Annotated in this window: 10 protein-coding genes and 1 pseudogene; 4 read left to right on the plus strand and 7 right to left on the minus strand. The window is 38.0% G+C overall.

All coding sequences use genetic code 11. The features are described from left to right. Window positions 1–217: 217 nt before the first annotated feature. The gene (locus RRG12_RS39620) at window positions 218–1,720 is read right to left on the minus strand and encodes an NB-ARC domain-containing protein (RefSeq protein ID WP_420762966.1); all 1,503 of its coding nucleotides are present in this window, start codon (window positions 1,718–1,720) and stop codon (window positions 218–220) included. A 1,057-nt stretch (window positions 1,721–2,777) separates the two neighbouring features. On the opposite strand from RRG12_RS39620, the gene RRG12_RS39625 reads away from it, so the two are divergent. Continuing rightward, window positions 2,778–4,613, plus strand: a complete 1,836-nt coding sequence (locus RRG12_RS39625) for a protein kinase domain-containing protein (protein ID WP_420762967.1) — start codon at window positions 2,778–2,780, stop codon at window positions 4,611–4,613. 44 nt (window positions 4,614–4,657) lie between these two features. On the opposite strand, the gene RRG12_RS39630 is transcribed toward RRG12_RS39625, so the two are convergent. Both RRG12_RS39630 and RRG12_RS39635 read right to left on the minus strand, forming a co-directional pair. After that, on the minus strand, window positions 4,658–6,355 hold the full coding sequence (locus tag RRG12_RS39630; RefSeq protein ID WP_420762968.1) for a filamentous hemagglutinin N-terminal domain-containing protein: 1,698 nt from the start codon (window positions 6,353–6,355) through the stop codon (window positions 4,658–4,660). 200 nt (window positions 6,356–6,555) lie between these two features. Next, the gene (locus RRG12_RS39635) at window positions 6,556–8,061 is read right to left on the minus strand and encodes an FAD-dependent oxidoreductase (protein WP_420762969.1); all 1,506 of its coding nucleotides are present in this window, start codon (window positions 8,059–8,061) and stop codon (window positions 6,556–6,558) included. A 668-nt stretch (window positions 8,062–8,729) separates the two neighbouring features. Between RRG12_RS39635 and RRG12_RS39640 the strand changes: the two genes are divergently transcribed. Next, window positions 8,730–8,993, plus strand: coding sequence for a hypothetical protein (locus RRG12_RS39640; RefSeq protein WP_420762970.1), 264 nt, complete (start codon window positions 8,730–8,732; stop codon window positions 8,991–8,993). A gap of 39 nt (window positions 8,994–9,032) precedes the next feature. Here the strand turns inward: RRG12_RS39640 and RRG12_RS39645 are convergent, their stop codons facing one another. Beyond that, window positions 9,033–9,758 carry a hypothetical protein gene (locus RRG12_RS39645; RefSeq protein ID WP_420762971.1) on the minus strand — a complete coding sequence of 242 codons (726 nt, stop codon included), beginning with the start codon at window positions 9,756–9,758 and terminating at the stop codon, window positions 9,033–9,035. A 684-nt stretch (window positions 9,759–10,442) separates the two neighbouring features. Between RRG12_RS39645 and RRG12_RS39650 the strand changes: the two genes are divergently transcribed. After that, window positions 10,443–10,949, plus strand: coding sequence for a peroxiredoxin-like family protein (locus RRG12_RS39650; RefSeq protein ID WP_420762975.1), 507 nt, complete (start codon window positions 10,443–10,445; stop codon window positions 10,947–10,949). Between the two features lie 348 nt (window positions 10,950–11,297). Continuing rightward, window positions 11,298–11,789, plus strand: coding sequence for a peptide-methionine (S)-S-oxide reductase MsrA (msrA, locus tag RRG12_RS39655; protein WP_420762972.1), 492 nt, complete (start codon window positions 11,298–11,300; stop codon window positions 11,787–11,789). A gap of 49 nt (window positions 11,790–11,838) precedes the next feature. Here the strand turns inward: msrA (RRG12_RS39655) and msrA (RRG12_RS39660) are convergent, their stop codons facing one another. The 3 genes and pseudogenes from msrA (RRG12_RS39660) to RRG12_RS39670 all read right to left on the minus strand — a co-directional run. After that, window positions 11,839–12,516: a peptide-methionine (S)-S-oxide reductase MsrA gene (gene msrA, locus RRG12_RS39660; protein WP_420762973.1), complete on the minus strand. Its 678-nt coding sequence runs from the start codon at window positions 12,514–12,516 to the stop codon at window positions 11,839–11,841. A gap of 122 nt (window positions 12,517–12,638) precedes the next feature. Continuing rightward, window positions 12,639–13,655, minus strand: a complete 1,017-nt coding sequence (egtD, locus tag RRG12_RS39665; protein WP_420762974.1) for an L-histidine N(alpha)-methyltransferase — start codon at window positions 13,653–13,655, stop codon at window positions 12,639–12,641. Between the two features lie 315 nt (window positions 13,656–13,970). Further along, window positions 13,971–15,449: pseudogene (locus RRG12_RS39670) on the minus strand (MGH1-like glycoside hydrolase domain-containing protein); the annotation flags it as partial. Between the last annotated feature and the right edge of the window lie 21 nt (window positions 15,450–15,470).

The following is a 15,470-nucleotide window of genomic DNA, read 5'->3' on the forward strand; positions in this document are numbered from 1 at the left end:
ACAAAGCGCCTACTCCTTAGTGGCATTTGTCCTTTAAATTTTGGTGCTGTTATTTGCCTCCGTATCGCTTCAGCTTGATCTTACAAAACTTGTGTCCATCTGATGTCGTTTTTCTTTTTTAGACCTCCACATTTGTTAAGGATTGCTTTTTAATGGGTAATCAGAGGATTGGTGACACTCCGTGTAGGGTAGATTACCTGGCTGTGAAAACTTTTACCTAAGATGCGATCGCTAGATTAGGTGAAGCATTAGATATGTGTACTAATCCTGTTGGATCTGTCATGATATATTTCTTGATTACTGGCTGAAGAGAAAAGTGGGCTTCTCTGGTAATGGGGTCTATTTCTTTTTCGATTAATATCATATTTACAAGTTTTTCTAACGCTAGTATCAATTCTGAGTCTGACACTCCTGAATTTTTACTTGGGTTCAATTCATTTAATAATATTGTGATAGCAACAGGTTGGGGATCTGAGAAAACTTTTTCAGCCAAGTAAATCATAATTTGACGCTGAACTTCGTTTAACACTTGACCAAATGTTTTATCAAGCATTACTTGGAACTGACGGCTAACCAGCGTAGTCTTATGTTCAAAAAATTTCTCTGAACTACCAAATAAGTTATTAATTCGATTAACTACTGCTTTTAGCTCTGAAGGATTGCCACGATAAGTGTGAATTAACTCATTACACTTTTCTAAATCTATCAAACCTTGAGTAGATAAAAACTGTACTGCTGCATTGTTCTTCAATCCTTCGATTTTGAGATACTCAACAGGTAGTCCAATTTCTATAAGATCATTGATCTCATCCGGCAAAACTCGACTAGTTAATAGCAAGCAGCTTTGATCTAGTTCTTCAGTCAATCTACGTAAAAATAACTTGTACTCCAGTCTCTGTTCCAAGCTATTTGCTTGAAATAACGATTCACATTCATCTAATACTATTAGGAATCGCCGTGATTGCAACTGCTTAATCAGTAATGAAATCATTGCCTGAGTATATTTAGGTAAATCTAAGTCAGGCTCATTTGATTGTACTAACTCCATGATATCTGCTAATAACTCTTGGAGTGGTGGTGCATGAGCAACCGATTTCCAAATTATACTGTCAAATTTAGGTTGAGACTCTGTACTGAGTTCTTCAATGAGTTTTGCGGCTAATGTACTTTTACCAATACCTGCAATTCCTATAAGCGATACGCAACGCCGCTTGATTATTAATTCTTTTAATTTGGACAGTTCTTCTTCGCGTCCATAAAAGCTAGATGTATCAAGGCATTTACGTTCCAAAACTTGTACTAAGCCTTTGACAATGCAGCCCTGCTCTTTACTTGAAGTGGATTGAACATTATGATCTTGGGTAAGTTGCTCTAAGAAAAGACGCAAATTTTTTTTAGTTATCTGTTCCCCATTTCCAATTATTTTTGAAAGTGTAGTCCACAATCGAGCGCCTACGACCCGTTGTAAGTAATTAAGGGTATAACCTGAGTCTTGTGCTATCTTCTCATAACCACAGTTATCCCAGGCACCCTTGATAACAGATATCTCAGGCTTAGACAAGCCTCTACCTCTGTTGGCGCATACTAGGTCATTGATGATTACTAAAGCTTCTTCAAAAGTTACTGCTACTAAATTTTTTGATGCTTTAAATCCTCGCTCTCTTGGAGTACCAGAGGAAAGGGCTATTGAATTTAACTTTTGGGTAGCATTAAAATCCATACTTGTACTTGTCCTGCTAGTGAGCAAAACTGCATTGGCTCCCCAGTAACCAAAGCTTATTTAGAAATGCGCTACGTTAAAACGTGTTACATCAGACTCAATATTACTAGGTTTTGCTATTCATAGCTACTTATTTAAAAAAAGTAATACTCTAAGAGCCTGTCAAGAAACAACTTTTACAATTTATAATCTAGAAAGCTTGCTGAGAAAGCATTCCTGGCTCAAAAGAGGCAAGGTTGTTACATGACAAGCTCTAAGTCATACTTGTGGAGTTTAGTGGCATAAATAGAGTAAGTGCTTGTTGATACACAGTTTTAAGATAAAGTAACTAATAAACATATTACTTTTTGCCTTGTATAAGAATTAGCCCGCATTTCTCACAAGCTCCTTTGCGTTTGATGATGAGTAATAGTAAATACTCAGTAAAACAAGTAACAAGTAATAAGTAATAAGTGAAGACTTTACTCACTACTCATTACTCCTCCATTCGAGGTGTGGTGAGAAATCCGGGTTAGGAGAGTAATGGTTGAGTGCAAGCTTTAGCCTAAAACACATGTTAGGTATATAAGGAACAGTCGCCAAAATTATTACTAAATGTATCTTTATGCAACTAGCGGAAGTAGAGCAGACTAAAGATTGGATAATTAAGGTAATTTGAGCTTATTTACTTTGTTTTCAAGGAAAGAGCTTGTAATATCACCTAAATTGAAAAAATCAAGGTTCGCGTCAACTTCACAAAAAGAAGTTTAATATCTAATCTGGAATGCCTGTTAATCAAAAGTTTCAGCTCAATAATTAAATAATTTTAACAAAAAGAGTTTAGTGTGCTTCAATAGATGTGCTACCTTCAAGGATTATCTATAGACGAAAGCGATTGTGTCGTAAATAACAGTACAGATAATAAATGTATGGATATAAAATTTCTATATAAGATATCTATCAAACATCTGAATGCAACAGATAAAAGTTTGCAATCTAAATCTATTCCGTTATTTTTAGCAGGAAGAACTAGATTGTGGAAGGATAGCTTATCTGTGGCTTGCCTCTAAGTCAAACAGTGAATTACTGTATAAATCCCTTTTGCCCTCAGCGTCAAAATGATGACAATCTTGACACATGTCAAGCGTGCGGTACTTCCCTGCTGATCAATAACCGCATCCGGCTACTCAAGCCGTTGAAACCTCTTGCTGACAACCCCGAAAACTACTTTGATGTTTTTGAAGTACACGACGTTGGTATTCAAAGGAATTCTGCATCTAAGCGTCGAGTCATGAAAGTTTTGAAATGGAATACTCCTAAATTAGTTAAATTAATTGAACAAGAATCTATTAGTCTACGGTTAATCCATCATCCAAGTATTCCTAAAAGCACTCTAGATGATTTTTTTACTTTTGTTCCTACTAGTCCCCTGACATTGTATTGCTTAGTAATGGATAAAATCGAGGGAGAAAATTTGGAGCAATGGTCAGAGTCCAATGGAGCAATTTCGCAATCTTTAGCATTAGAATGGCTACAACAATTAGTTGAAATTCTTGATACAGTACATCGGACAGAGTTTTTTCATAGGGACATAAAACCTTCTAATATAATTCTTCAGCCTGACCATAAATTAGCACTAGTTGATTTTGGAACTACACGAAGAGTGACTAACACCTATTTGGCAAAAGTTAGTGGAAGTGGGGGGACTGACACAGGTATAGGAGGGCGATATGAAATTACAGCCGTTATCACACCTCGTTATACTCCATTAGAACAGATTGAGGGGCAGGCAGTACCGCAGTCAGATTTTTTTGCTTTGGGCCGAACTTTTGTCCAGCTAGTTACTGGAATTCAACTAATGGATTTTCCTAAAGACAACCAAACAGGGAATCTAATTTGGAGAGATAAAGCACTGCAAATTGACAAACCTTTTGCTGACTTCATTGATGAGTTAATGGCTTTCTTGCCAGGGCAGCGTCCACAAACAACTAAAGTAATTTTGCAGCGATTAGAAGAACTGCCTCAGCAAATTAAAAATTATAAATTAGCTAATTCTAAACTATTTAAATACAGCAAGTATACATTGATTGGTTTAGGAATTGTTGGGGGTGTCTTTCTATTTCTACCTCTAGCAGCAAACTATTTAGTAGCCCAAGGACGAAAGTTAGAAGCAGTAAATAATTCTCAGGGGGCACAAGAGCTTTTTGGTTGGGCTACTAAAATTGATCCTCAATTAAAACTTAGTATTGCAGAATTTTACTTTAATAAAGCTTCTCGAAATATAGATAATTCTAAGATAGCTAGAAAGTATTATGAACAAGCAATTAAATACAACCCCAAAGATCCCTCTGCATATAATAATTTGGCATTAGTTTGCCAAGATTTGCGAGATAGTAAATGTGTAACTGAAAATTATGAAAAAGCTTTTAAGCTTAGGACTAGTAATTGGCAAGGACATTATGGTTTAGGACGTTTTTATGAAGATCAGCAACAATATGATTTAGCTGAAAAAGAATATCAATTAGCTATTCAACAAAGTGATAAAGCAGTACTTGCTGTAGCTGCTTTATCAAGACTAAAAAATATAAATAATGAGCATGAGGTAGCAATTACCTTAGCCTTACAATGGTTGCAAAAAACTAAAGATCCTGAAATACAAGCAGCCTTGTATAAAGATTTAGGCTGGGCAAGATTGAAGCAGAATAAGTTAGGCGAGGCTAAAAAATATTTAGAAAAGGCGATTCAATTAGATGGAAGAACAGATGCTTCCTGTTTATTGTCTCAAGTTGAAGAAGCTTTAGGTGAAAAAGATACCGCCAGAATTTATATAGAAGTGTGTCTGTTAGCCAAGTCTACTTTACCAGAGGTTTTCGACTGGAGGCAAGAGTTATTAGACCGGATACTTAAAAAATAGTATCCTCTGAATAAATTTATCAGATATTTATTATAAACAAAATTTTATATAAAGATGAATATACTTACTAAGCCTATATAATAACTGGATATAAACAGGTTATTTATATTGAAAGCAGTGAAAAAAAGTATAAAGTTTTTAACAGGATTCTGCTTAAGCTTTCTACTCATGAAAGATACGTTATTGCTTATCTCTAAATCGAAAGCGTTTATAGTAATACTTCCAGCAGAGCCAGAGCCTATAGTGGAAGTATTAACTGTTGCCATATCCCCCACTACCATTTTTGATGTATTTATTATTAGATTGCCAGCATCTCCTGCACTAAAAGTTGAAGCAGCTAAATAGCTAGGAACATACTCTCTATCTGAATTAATCAATTCCACAGAGTTAAGTAAGTGTACAGAATCGGTTGCATTTAGAGTCACCGAACCTCCTGCGCCGATTCCACGAGTTAGAGATATAATCACTCCGCCATCCTCAGCTATCAACCGCCCTGTTGACACTGTGATGTCTCCTGCCTTCCCAGTAGTTAAGGTACTAGTAGTGATGTTGCTGGTAATAAAAGGATTAGAGGGTGAAAAACCAAGCAACTCTATAGAATCAGAGGCATTGATATTAATGCTACCTCCCTTGCCAGAACTATAGGATCTACTGCTTATACCTGCTCCTTGTTGAATAACCATCCATTTAGTGGAGATATCTATATTTCCTGCACTTCCAGAAGCTATAGATTCAGTTCGCAAGATGCTAGGAAATCTTCCATCTGGAGAGATTCCGCTCAATTTCAATAATTCAGAAGCATTGATACTAATACCGCCCGAAGGTTGTGAACCTTGGTTTTGAACTAAAATTATGGAGCCATCGCTTAATGAGATAAGCTTACCCTGTATAGCAATAGAGCCACTATTATTCCCGCTAGTATCCACTAAGGTTTGTTGAGACAGATGAATGTCCTTATAAGAAGATACCTCTTCGTATCCTAAAGTCCACCCTTGAACAATTGGAATAAGGCTGATCATTCCAGAGTCAACACTGCTCAGTTCAATCCTTCCTCCCTCTGCTGTCAAAATGGCACCCTCTAAAGTGACATTACCCCCTAATAGACCTAATGTTTTACCTGGTTGTACCGAGAGACCAGTTAAGGTACTACCTTTAATAATTGGTGAACGCAGTGTACTTGGAGCAGTTAAACCTTGACCTGTACCCTGTACCCGAATTGCACCTGAATTGCTCCCAAGTTGTAAGCCAACAGGAACACTAACAGTCAACAAGGGTGTCGCTTGAGGATTGGTAGCACTAAACTCAAACTCATCAGCAAATTTGACAGCACTGGCAGTACTTGCAAAAAACGAGCCACCAATATCTAATCGTGCATTTTTTCCAAAGATAATCCCATTGGGATTGATTAAAAATAAGTTGGCTATGCCGTTAGCTTTGAGCAACCCGTCTATGTTGGAAACTGATGAGCCTGTTACACGACCAAAAATATTCTGAATATTTTGAGCGTTGTTAAATAAAACTGTGCTGCCTGTAGGAATAGAAAACTGTTCAAAACTATGAAATAAGTTGCTATCCTTGATAGTGCCTCCATCAATGACTCTGGTATTATCCTGTAATCTAACAATAGAGTTAACGGGTAACGTTTTATCTGGTATAACTTGTGCTGTAACTGATGGGGAGGCTAGCAAAAAAAAGAGGATGCTACCTTGAATGCTCCAAAATTGTGTAGCACCCTGTTTCATTGAAGGCCCCTCTTTTATATTTGTGATTAATGAATGAATAAAATGCATTTGCTACTCATAGAATAAAGTCTGGCTATTATTTTTATTAAAAAAATTATCAAGTCCAATTCACTCAGAAAAATTATTTCAAGTGGTACAGATGACACCAGGTGAGAGAAAAATTAATCTGCGTTCTAACTATGCCTTGTTCGCATAGGCTTTCACAATAACGCTTTTACTACTTGGTCAAAATTACGGCAATATACCTGTTGGTGATATTCTTGCCACTTTTCATTGGACGAGTGAGGGAAACCTGTCAATGTTGCCTTTTGGATATATGTCACAAATGGGCGACGAAGATGCTCATATTTCTCAAAGGCTGTGGTTATAGCTTGCTTATCATCCCAGTTATTTTCGAGAGCGATGTTAGCAATAATCGTTGCAATAGCTAGTGCATCTTCAAGTCCTTGATTAGCTCCTTGAGCTGTGAACGGAGGCATTCCATGTGCTGCATCACCAACCAGTACAACTCGCCCGCTACTCCAGGATGGTTGAAATTTGACAGGGTACTCTTCAGTATTAATGTCAATTTTGCTAGGAAATTGGATAGGATCTGAAATGGTAGCGCGGTGAATGTAATATGGGCGCTGCCGCATATTAGTAGGGGGAGAGCTACGCACTAATTGCTTGAGTATGTGAGGAAAGCCTCCCTTTTCTAACTCCTGTACAGCTAAATTAATCAAAGAACTTCCAGACTTACCCTGTAATGAATCCAAAGGCAAAGCTAGAGTTATGATATATCCAACTTGACTGCTTCCTTTGCGAAATAACATCAACCTTGGTTTTTCTATCCAAGGTTGATCACTAAATACTTGATCATTACTAAGTGTTACAATTGATGAGTCTTGAAAAAAATTATCTTGTAATTCTGTCCATAGTTCACTTGGTATTTCATCTGTTTCCATACAAGATATTGCTGCAAATCCTGAATATTTAGGCTGTGCAAAATCACAATATGGACTATCTTTGTAAAGAACTTTACGAATTGTAGAGTTAATCCCGTCTGCTGCAATAATTAACTTAGCTCGAAGCGATTTTGTTTCTAATTGTTTGGGGGCAGTATTTGAACTCTCGAACTGTATATCATTATGTTTATCTTTGTTTGTCCAATGAGCATAGGGGTTGGTTTCTATATGTGTATTAGATACGCAATCTATTCGGACACACCCATTTCCTGGTTCATCCACAACATCGATGCAACGGTGATTAGCTTGAACCTGCTCCTGAGGTAGTAGATGTCTTAAGGTTGTCTGCAAATCATACCAAGGAACTGACACTCGACCTTCCCCATAATCTTTAAACCAGTCGTCGAACCCAAGAGGTATTGACCGAATTAGCTGCCCCTGCAAATTTTTGTAAACCCATCTAGAAGAAGTCTTTGGAGGTTTTTGTCCCTGATTGGTTTTAACAGTTTTCTCGTTATTAGATTGTTGAGAATCAAAGAACCTAACACTAGTTTTTCTGACCTGTTCGTAAGCGTTAAAGTCTAAACATTTGAGAGCTTTTAATCCATTTGGGAGAAGATCCAACCCATGACCAACCTGACGGAAGGTACGAGTTTGGTCGATGACAAGAACATTTTCTATACCATGCTTGCGTAAGCCTATAGCAGTTGCTAATCCAACGGGCCCAGCACCAACAATTACAACATCATATATTTTTTCCATAAAACAAAAGAAAGCCGAGTAAACACCAGATAAAATCTGAAAATGAACTTTAAACAGTATGTCAGTCTAGTCTATTAGCATATTAATACCAGTACCAAAGATTATTATTGCTAGTAACTTACAAAAGTAGTTTTTTGCGATAAAACTTTCTTTTGTCAGAATTGCTAATTTCGGACTCCCTTAGCAAGTTAAAATCATGATTTTGATCTTGAATTTAAGCGAATCACATTTATCTGCTTGATATTACATGGTTAAAAGCCAAGAAAACTTTGAGATTGCGATCGCGCTCCAAGAGTTCAATAAATACCATGCAGATATAGCTCCCAAAGGCAGAAGACCGCGCTGCCTCTTTGTCTCAATGAGATTTTGGCTACTATGAGTCCCTTGGCTACACAAAAATTCTCCTTTACTACTAAAGAAGGATAAAAGTCAGGGTAATTTTGTGCTTTGGACTCATTTTAGCCTGATAATAGAGGGTTAGTAGTTTCACTTTGGAGGAGCATTAAGAAATTTGTCTGTGTTTGCGGTGGACAGGCGAAACGCTCTGCCTCCGGTTCTTGTTTCAGCAGCCCTAAATTTATGTATGGGGTTTCTCGCACTAGCGAACCATCCCCTCTTTGCCTGTGCTTCTTGTTGACCAAAACTTTACTATTAATATTAGACGGTTAATGTTGCATCTACTTCTGACTTCTCTTGGCATCATCGTTTATCTAGGATTGGCAAGGTATTTATTTAGCCAATGGTTATTTTTCTTGATGAGTGATGGAGAAATGAGTCGAGAACAGCGCTTTTTGTCTAGAATAACTTTAGTCTTAATTACTATTTTCTGGCCCTTACCCTTAGTAGTACCATGTGCTTATGTGGAATTACTGAAGTTTCATCGCAAATATAACAAAGAAATCGATTTATTGAGAAATCAAACAGATATCTAGTCGCAAATCCAGCTTAACGTGTAAATTGATACTCAAATATTATTCTTCATCATCTTCATCCTCATAATCGTAATCATCATCACCATGTTCTTCGTACCACTTTTTCTCTTCAGCTAAAGCGATTTCTCTCTCAATCATTTTCCTCTCTAGAATTTCCCTTTCAAGCTTTTCTCTTTCTTGCTTTTTCCTTTCAAATATTTCGTTTTCTATTTTTTCTCTTCTGAGTCTTTCTTTCTCTTCTCTTTCTCTCTCTAGCTGAATTAATCGCTGTTCGACTCGCTCACAATAAAAATCCAATGCTTTACCAGTGGCTGCTCCGGTAATCGCACCACCAGCTAAAAAGATGAGGACAGTTTTCCAGCCGCTAAAGGGATTACCACTCCACTCCAGAGTACCTTCATTGAGGCATACCAGTAGGAAGTAGACGAGAATTCCAATAACTGTATTGATCAGAGCAAAGACTCTTGGTGTCATCTCGGTTTGACGAAGTATCAGCCACTGCGCCAGACTGAGAATCACACCAAAAATTACCGCAGTGATCGCACAAAGAATAACATTACCTGGAAAAGTGAACGGATCTACTGTAAATCTAATGATTAGCGTGATAGTAATTGGGGCAGAGAGCAAAAAGCTCAGGAGTAGGCTAGCACTAATTGCAAGAAACCAGTAACGACCGAGATAACCCAGGCGGAATTCTAACAACGACTCTTGTACTCCAAACAAAGTCATCCAAAATGCAATACCCGCCGTCAAATAATCAAGCATTAGCCGTTGTTTTACCCATGTGCTGAAGAGGGTATTTTCTAGGATAAGCTGAAATTGAATTCACTTGTCACAAGTCAGAATTGAATTCAGGCTCCTGACTTCTGAAGTCTTTCTGGTTAACTGTGGTATTGGACTGATTTAAGCAAGCTAAACCTTATTTATCTTCGTTGCAGGCAAAATTGCTGGCGACTGTGGAACGGGAGTACAAAATCGAGTGGAGGCAACAGAAATGATGGTGCAGCTAGGAAACAATAATTTAATGCAACAAATACACAATGCAACAGTGCAATAAATAACTCGTTGTATGAAAGCGGTAAGCGATCGCTTCAGTTTCAAGCCGTTATTATGCGAACTACTAAGCGGCGAAAACATTTGTGCTGAACGGATTATTCCTGGCTCATTGAACGGATGGCTTAACGTGTATAAAAACAACAAGAATAGTAGATGATAATCATGCCTTGGAACCTAAAGCAATTATCCTAGTAATGCAAATCCAAGGGTCTACTTTTCTTATTTCAGTAAATTCACTGCAACAGAATTTCTCTAGAAAGGTACATAAAAGTATAAGTTAACTTTCAGGAAAATTACGATGAATTTTACAGAGTCTATCAAAAATGAGCTAATTTCTTCAGGTATAATTGACCAAACTTTAAAGGTAGGAGATATTATATTATTCCTAATTTCATTCTACCTAATGCTTTCAGCCAAGCAGTAGAATTACAAAAACTACTAGTTAGTGGTCCTGTGGTTATTTCCTTTTTTCGAGGTTCTTGGTGTCCTTTCTGTAACCTGGAACTAGCAGGACTCCAACAAGCATTACCTGCAATTAAAACATTAGGAGCATCAATAATTGCTATTTCACCTCAAACTACTCGCCATACCATATCAACTGTAGAAAAACATGAACTAACTTATGAAGTATTGAGCGATCGCAGCAATATGATTGCTCGTCAATTTGGAATTGTGTTTCAAATCCCGGAGTATCTAAGACCTATATTAGAGTCAAAGGGTCATGTGTTACCTAGATACAATGGAGATGAGTCTTTTGAACTACCTATTCCAGCTACATTTGTAGTTGATCGAAACGGAAAAATCGTTTATGCTTTTGTTGATGCAGATTATACTAAACGGTTAGACCCAATTGAAATAGTGAGTATTCTAAGAAACATTCCTATAGTTAGCAAAAGCTAGTACAGTACGGCGTAAATAAACCACCCATTCCAAATCAATACACTCTTGGAGAGGCTACGCCTTAAGCGTAGCTATGCCGCAGGCTTTACGGCAAGCTCAGTAACCATGAAATGCTTATGCTGCATTCATTTTTAATTCTGTCCTGCGGTAGCAGTATATTAATTTTAGATTTCACTATTTTTTCCAATTCTTAGATACTATTCAGTTTTATACCATGCTCATCTCAGGATAATCTGTCACTCTAATAATTAAAATAAATCAGGAGTATTGAAAAAATATTTACTTATAAAGTATCTGTCTGATTTGATGAGTTTCATTTAAAATTATCACAAAAGAGTTATCAAAGATATGCAAAACGCTAATCTACAAAAAGCGACATTTGGAGCAGGCTGTTTCTGGGGAGTTGAAGCGGCATTTCGTCAAGTAAAAGGAGTAACTTATACAGCAGTTGGTTACAGTGGCGGACACTTTGATAATCCAACCTACGAAGATGTCTGTAGAGGCAAAACTGGACACGCTGAGGTAGTGGAAGTGGAATACGATCCGGCAATAGTATCTTATAATGAACTGCTAAATGTGTTTTGGAATAAGCACAATCCCACAGCATCAAACCATCAGGAGCTAGATGTTGGTTATCAATATCGGTCAGTGATATTTTTCCACACTCCAGAGCAGGAATTATTAGCAAGAGCCTCCAAGGAACAGCTTGAAAATAGTTCTCGTTATCACAAAAATCCAATTGTGACGGAGATTGTAGCTGCATCACAATTCTATAGAGCAGAAGAGTATCATCAGCAATATCTGGAGAAGCATGGACGAGCATCTTACAGGATAGGTTAATCTTTCACTGGATTGAGGGGATCTTAAAAGCTGAATGCTGCAAATCCCCTTACTTGCTATACATATCAGGGAACTTTGCTTTAAGTTTAGCCAGCTTCGGCAAGTCATTCACTACCACATAGCGATCGCTCGGATGATGCACGATATAATTCTGATGGTATGCCGCAGCCTGATAAAAACCTTTCAAAGGATCTAATTTTGTCACAATCGGCTTGTCGAAGATTCGTGATTTGTTGAGTTGAGCGATATATTCTTGTGCAGTCTGTTTCTGCTCATCGTTAGCAAAAAAGATCGCCGAACGATATTGCTTACCTGAGTCTGGGCCTTGTCGATTTAACTCTGTTGGATTATGCGCTACCAAAAAGTAGACCTTCAAAAGCTGGTTATATGATATTTTTGATGGATCGTAAGTGATTTTTACGGATTCAGCATGATTAGTTAATCCAGCACTGACAAGTGTGTAGTCTGCGGTTCTTGCATCACCCCCAGAAAAGCCAGAAACAACATCAGAAACACCTAATAGATGCTCAAAAACCGCTTCCATTCCCCAGTAGCAGCCACCAGCGAAAACCGCTACTTGCTTTCCCTGCGGTGCAGTATTCGAGATATCAGTGGCGGGAGCAGAAAGTATCACACGAGATGCACCGTATAGGAGTACAAAAGTCAGCGAAATGATGGACAAGTTGCGTAATAACTGACGGGAGAGAGTAAAATTATGAATTGACATGAGGTTGTGAACTCCTTTATTTAATAGACGAAGAACCGAGTTTATTCAGCTATTTTGTCATTAGATAGCAATCTTCAAACCCAACTCGGCGATAAAAACTTTGGGCAGAAGTATTTTTCTGCTTATAGATATTCATGAGTTGTAATCTGACGTTGGCATAATATTAACCCAAACCAACCTTGAGGATCTGACCAGATTTGTAATGGCTGGAGTGCATGATTCTCTAAAACAGAAACTAAAGTTGGTAGATGAAACTTGCGGGATATTTCGGTACGAATTGTTTCCCCAGACTGGAGAGAAACCTGATAATCCAAAGCTTCTAGGACTGCGGTTTGATTTTTGAGACTTCGTAGATGCATTTCAATTTGGTGAGCTACTGGGTTGTAGAAAGCCCAATGTTCAAATTGGTTGACTTCAAAATTACCTTGAAAGCGTCGATTGAGATGGTGCAAAATATTTAAATTAAAAGCTGCTGTTATAGATTGGGAATCATTATAAGCTGCCTCGATAATTTCTATTGGCTTTTGCAAATCCACCCCAAATAAAAAGAATTCTCCAGGTTTTAATGCTCGTTGAATTTGAGTGAGAAAGTCGTTGCATTCTTGCTCATTTAAATTCCCTAGCGTACTCCCCAAAAAAATTAACATTCGATTCTCAAATTCAGCAGGTGGAAGCTGTGCTAGCGCTTGTTCGTAAGTTCCTGCTAAACCGCAAAGTTTTAATTTCGGGTACTGATGAAGCAAATCTAAAGCAGTAGTTTGAAGAATTCCGGCACTAACATCAATGGGGAAATATTGCAGTTCTTGTTGAAATTGACTGTATGCATCTAACAACAGGCGAGTTTTGCGAAAACTACCACTACCTAGTTCTATCAAGGTACATAAACCTGTCATTTGGGCGATTTCTAGGGCAGATGTTTCTAAAATTGCTTGCTCGGTGCGAGTTGGATAGTATTCTGGCAGTTCACAAATCTGCTCAAATAGTTCTGAACCTTGGTCATCGTATAAGTAACGGCATGGTAAGGTTTTAGGTTGATTGCTTAGTCCTTGAATAATATCTGTGTCTTCCTGAATTGATAGCTGAGACGAATGTAAATTAATCCAGCGAAAGCGAGAATCTTCTTTTTGTTGAATCCTCAATTTATTGCTCTCCTTAATTTATTTTTGGATTGAAAAAGAGGCAAGGGAGCAGGGGGGACAGAACAGAAAGGGGATTCGACACAACTCTTGGAGAGGCTGTACTCAATGACCACCCCACCTGTTGCGCTCAATCCTGTAGGGTACGAGAACTACTTATAAGAAGTGGGGCACTCAGACTCATGTTCCGCTCTGCTTCACGGCTCTCGGTTGGGGTCATTTCCCCCTGCTCCCTGCCTCTTCGTTGAGGTATAGAAAAGCTCGATATGCAAACTTATAGCCCGATATCCTGTTATGAAAGCAGTGATTTAGGCGGATTTATGCTATGGCGATCGCCTTTTTATCTTGCTCAATTTTTGGTTCCTGATGTTGTGCTTCATATTCACCAAATTGCTGAATAAGTTGAGCAACTAATCCTGTCCATCCAGTTTGATGACTAGCGCCAATTCCGGCTCCATTATCACCATGAAAATATTCATGGAATAAAATTAAATTCTGCCAGTGTGGATCATTTTGAAACTTTTGTATTCCACCATAAACAGGTCGTTGACCAGAGGCATTTTGCAAGAAAATTCTAGTTAACCTTTGAGATAATTCTGATGCAACTTCCCAAAGTGTCATCATCTTACCAGAACCAGTAGGGCATTCCACCTTGAAATCATCGCCCAGATAATAATAGAATTTTTGCAGAGATTCAATTAGTAAGAAATTCACTGGAAACCAAATAGGGCCTCGCCAGTTAGAATTACCACCAAATAAACCACTGCTAGATTCAGCAGGTTCATAATCTACACGAAATTGTGAACCATTGACATCAAAAGTATAGGGATGTTCGGCATGAAATCTGGAAACTGCGCGAATACCGTAAGGACTAAAAAACTCACTTTCATCGAGCATTTTTTGCAGAATATTTTTTAGTTTATCCCGTGAAACAATTGCTAATAATCTTCTAGCACCAATTCCTTTTGTTTCCATACAAGCTACATTTTGTCGTAAGTCAGGACGGTTTTGGATAAACCATTCCAGCCGTTTCTTAAAGCCAGGAAGCATCTTTAAGGTTTCTGGTTCAATGCTTTCAATCGCAAATAGGGGGATTAATCCCACCATTGACCGAACTTTTAAGGTAATCTGCCGTTCATGTAAATGTAGCACATCGTAGTAAAATCCATCTGATTCATTCCACAAACTGGCTTCCATTGCGCCAATTTTATTCATCGCATCGGCTATGTAGAGAAAATGCTCAAAGAATTTGGTGGCAATATCTTCATAAACAGGATTACTCTTGGCTAATTCTAGAGCGATCGCTAACATATTTAAACAGTACATACCCATCCAACTAGTACCATCAGATTGGTCGATATGTCCACCTGTAGGAAGAGCTGCACTGCGGTCAAATACGCCAATATTATCTAATCCTAAAAATCCTCCTTGAAAGACATTATTGCCTTCAGCATCCTTACGATTCACCCACCAGGTAAAATTGAGCATCAGCTTTTGAAAAACCCGTTCTAAAAACTGTCGGTCTGTTCGCCCATAAATCTTCTGTTCAATCTTATAAATACGCCAAGTTGCCCAAGCATGAACAGGGGGATTAACATCACCAAATGCCCACTCATAAGCAGGAATTTGCCCATTAGGATGCATGTACCATTCCCGTGTGAGAACATCCAATTGGTACTTTGCAAAATCTGGATCGATCATTGCCAAAGGAATAGTATGAAATGCTAAATCCCAAGCCGCAAACCAGGGATATTCCCACTTATCAGGCATAGAGAGAATATCTTCATTGTAGAGATGGGTGCGATTCGTTGATTAGTG

This window comes from Nostoc sp. CALU 546, assembly GCF_048836525.1.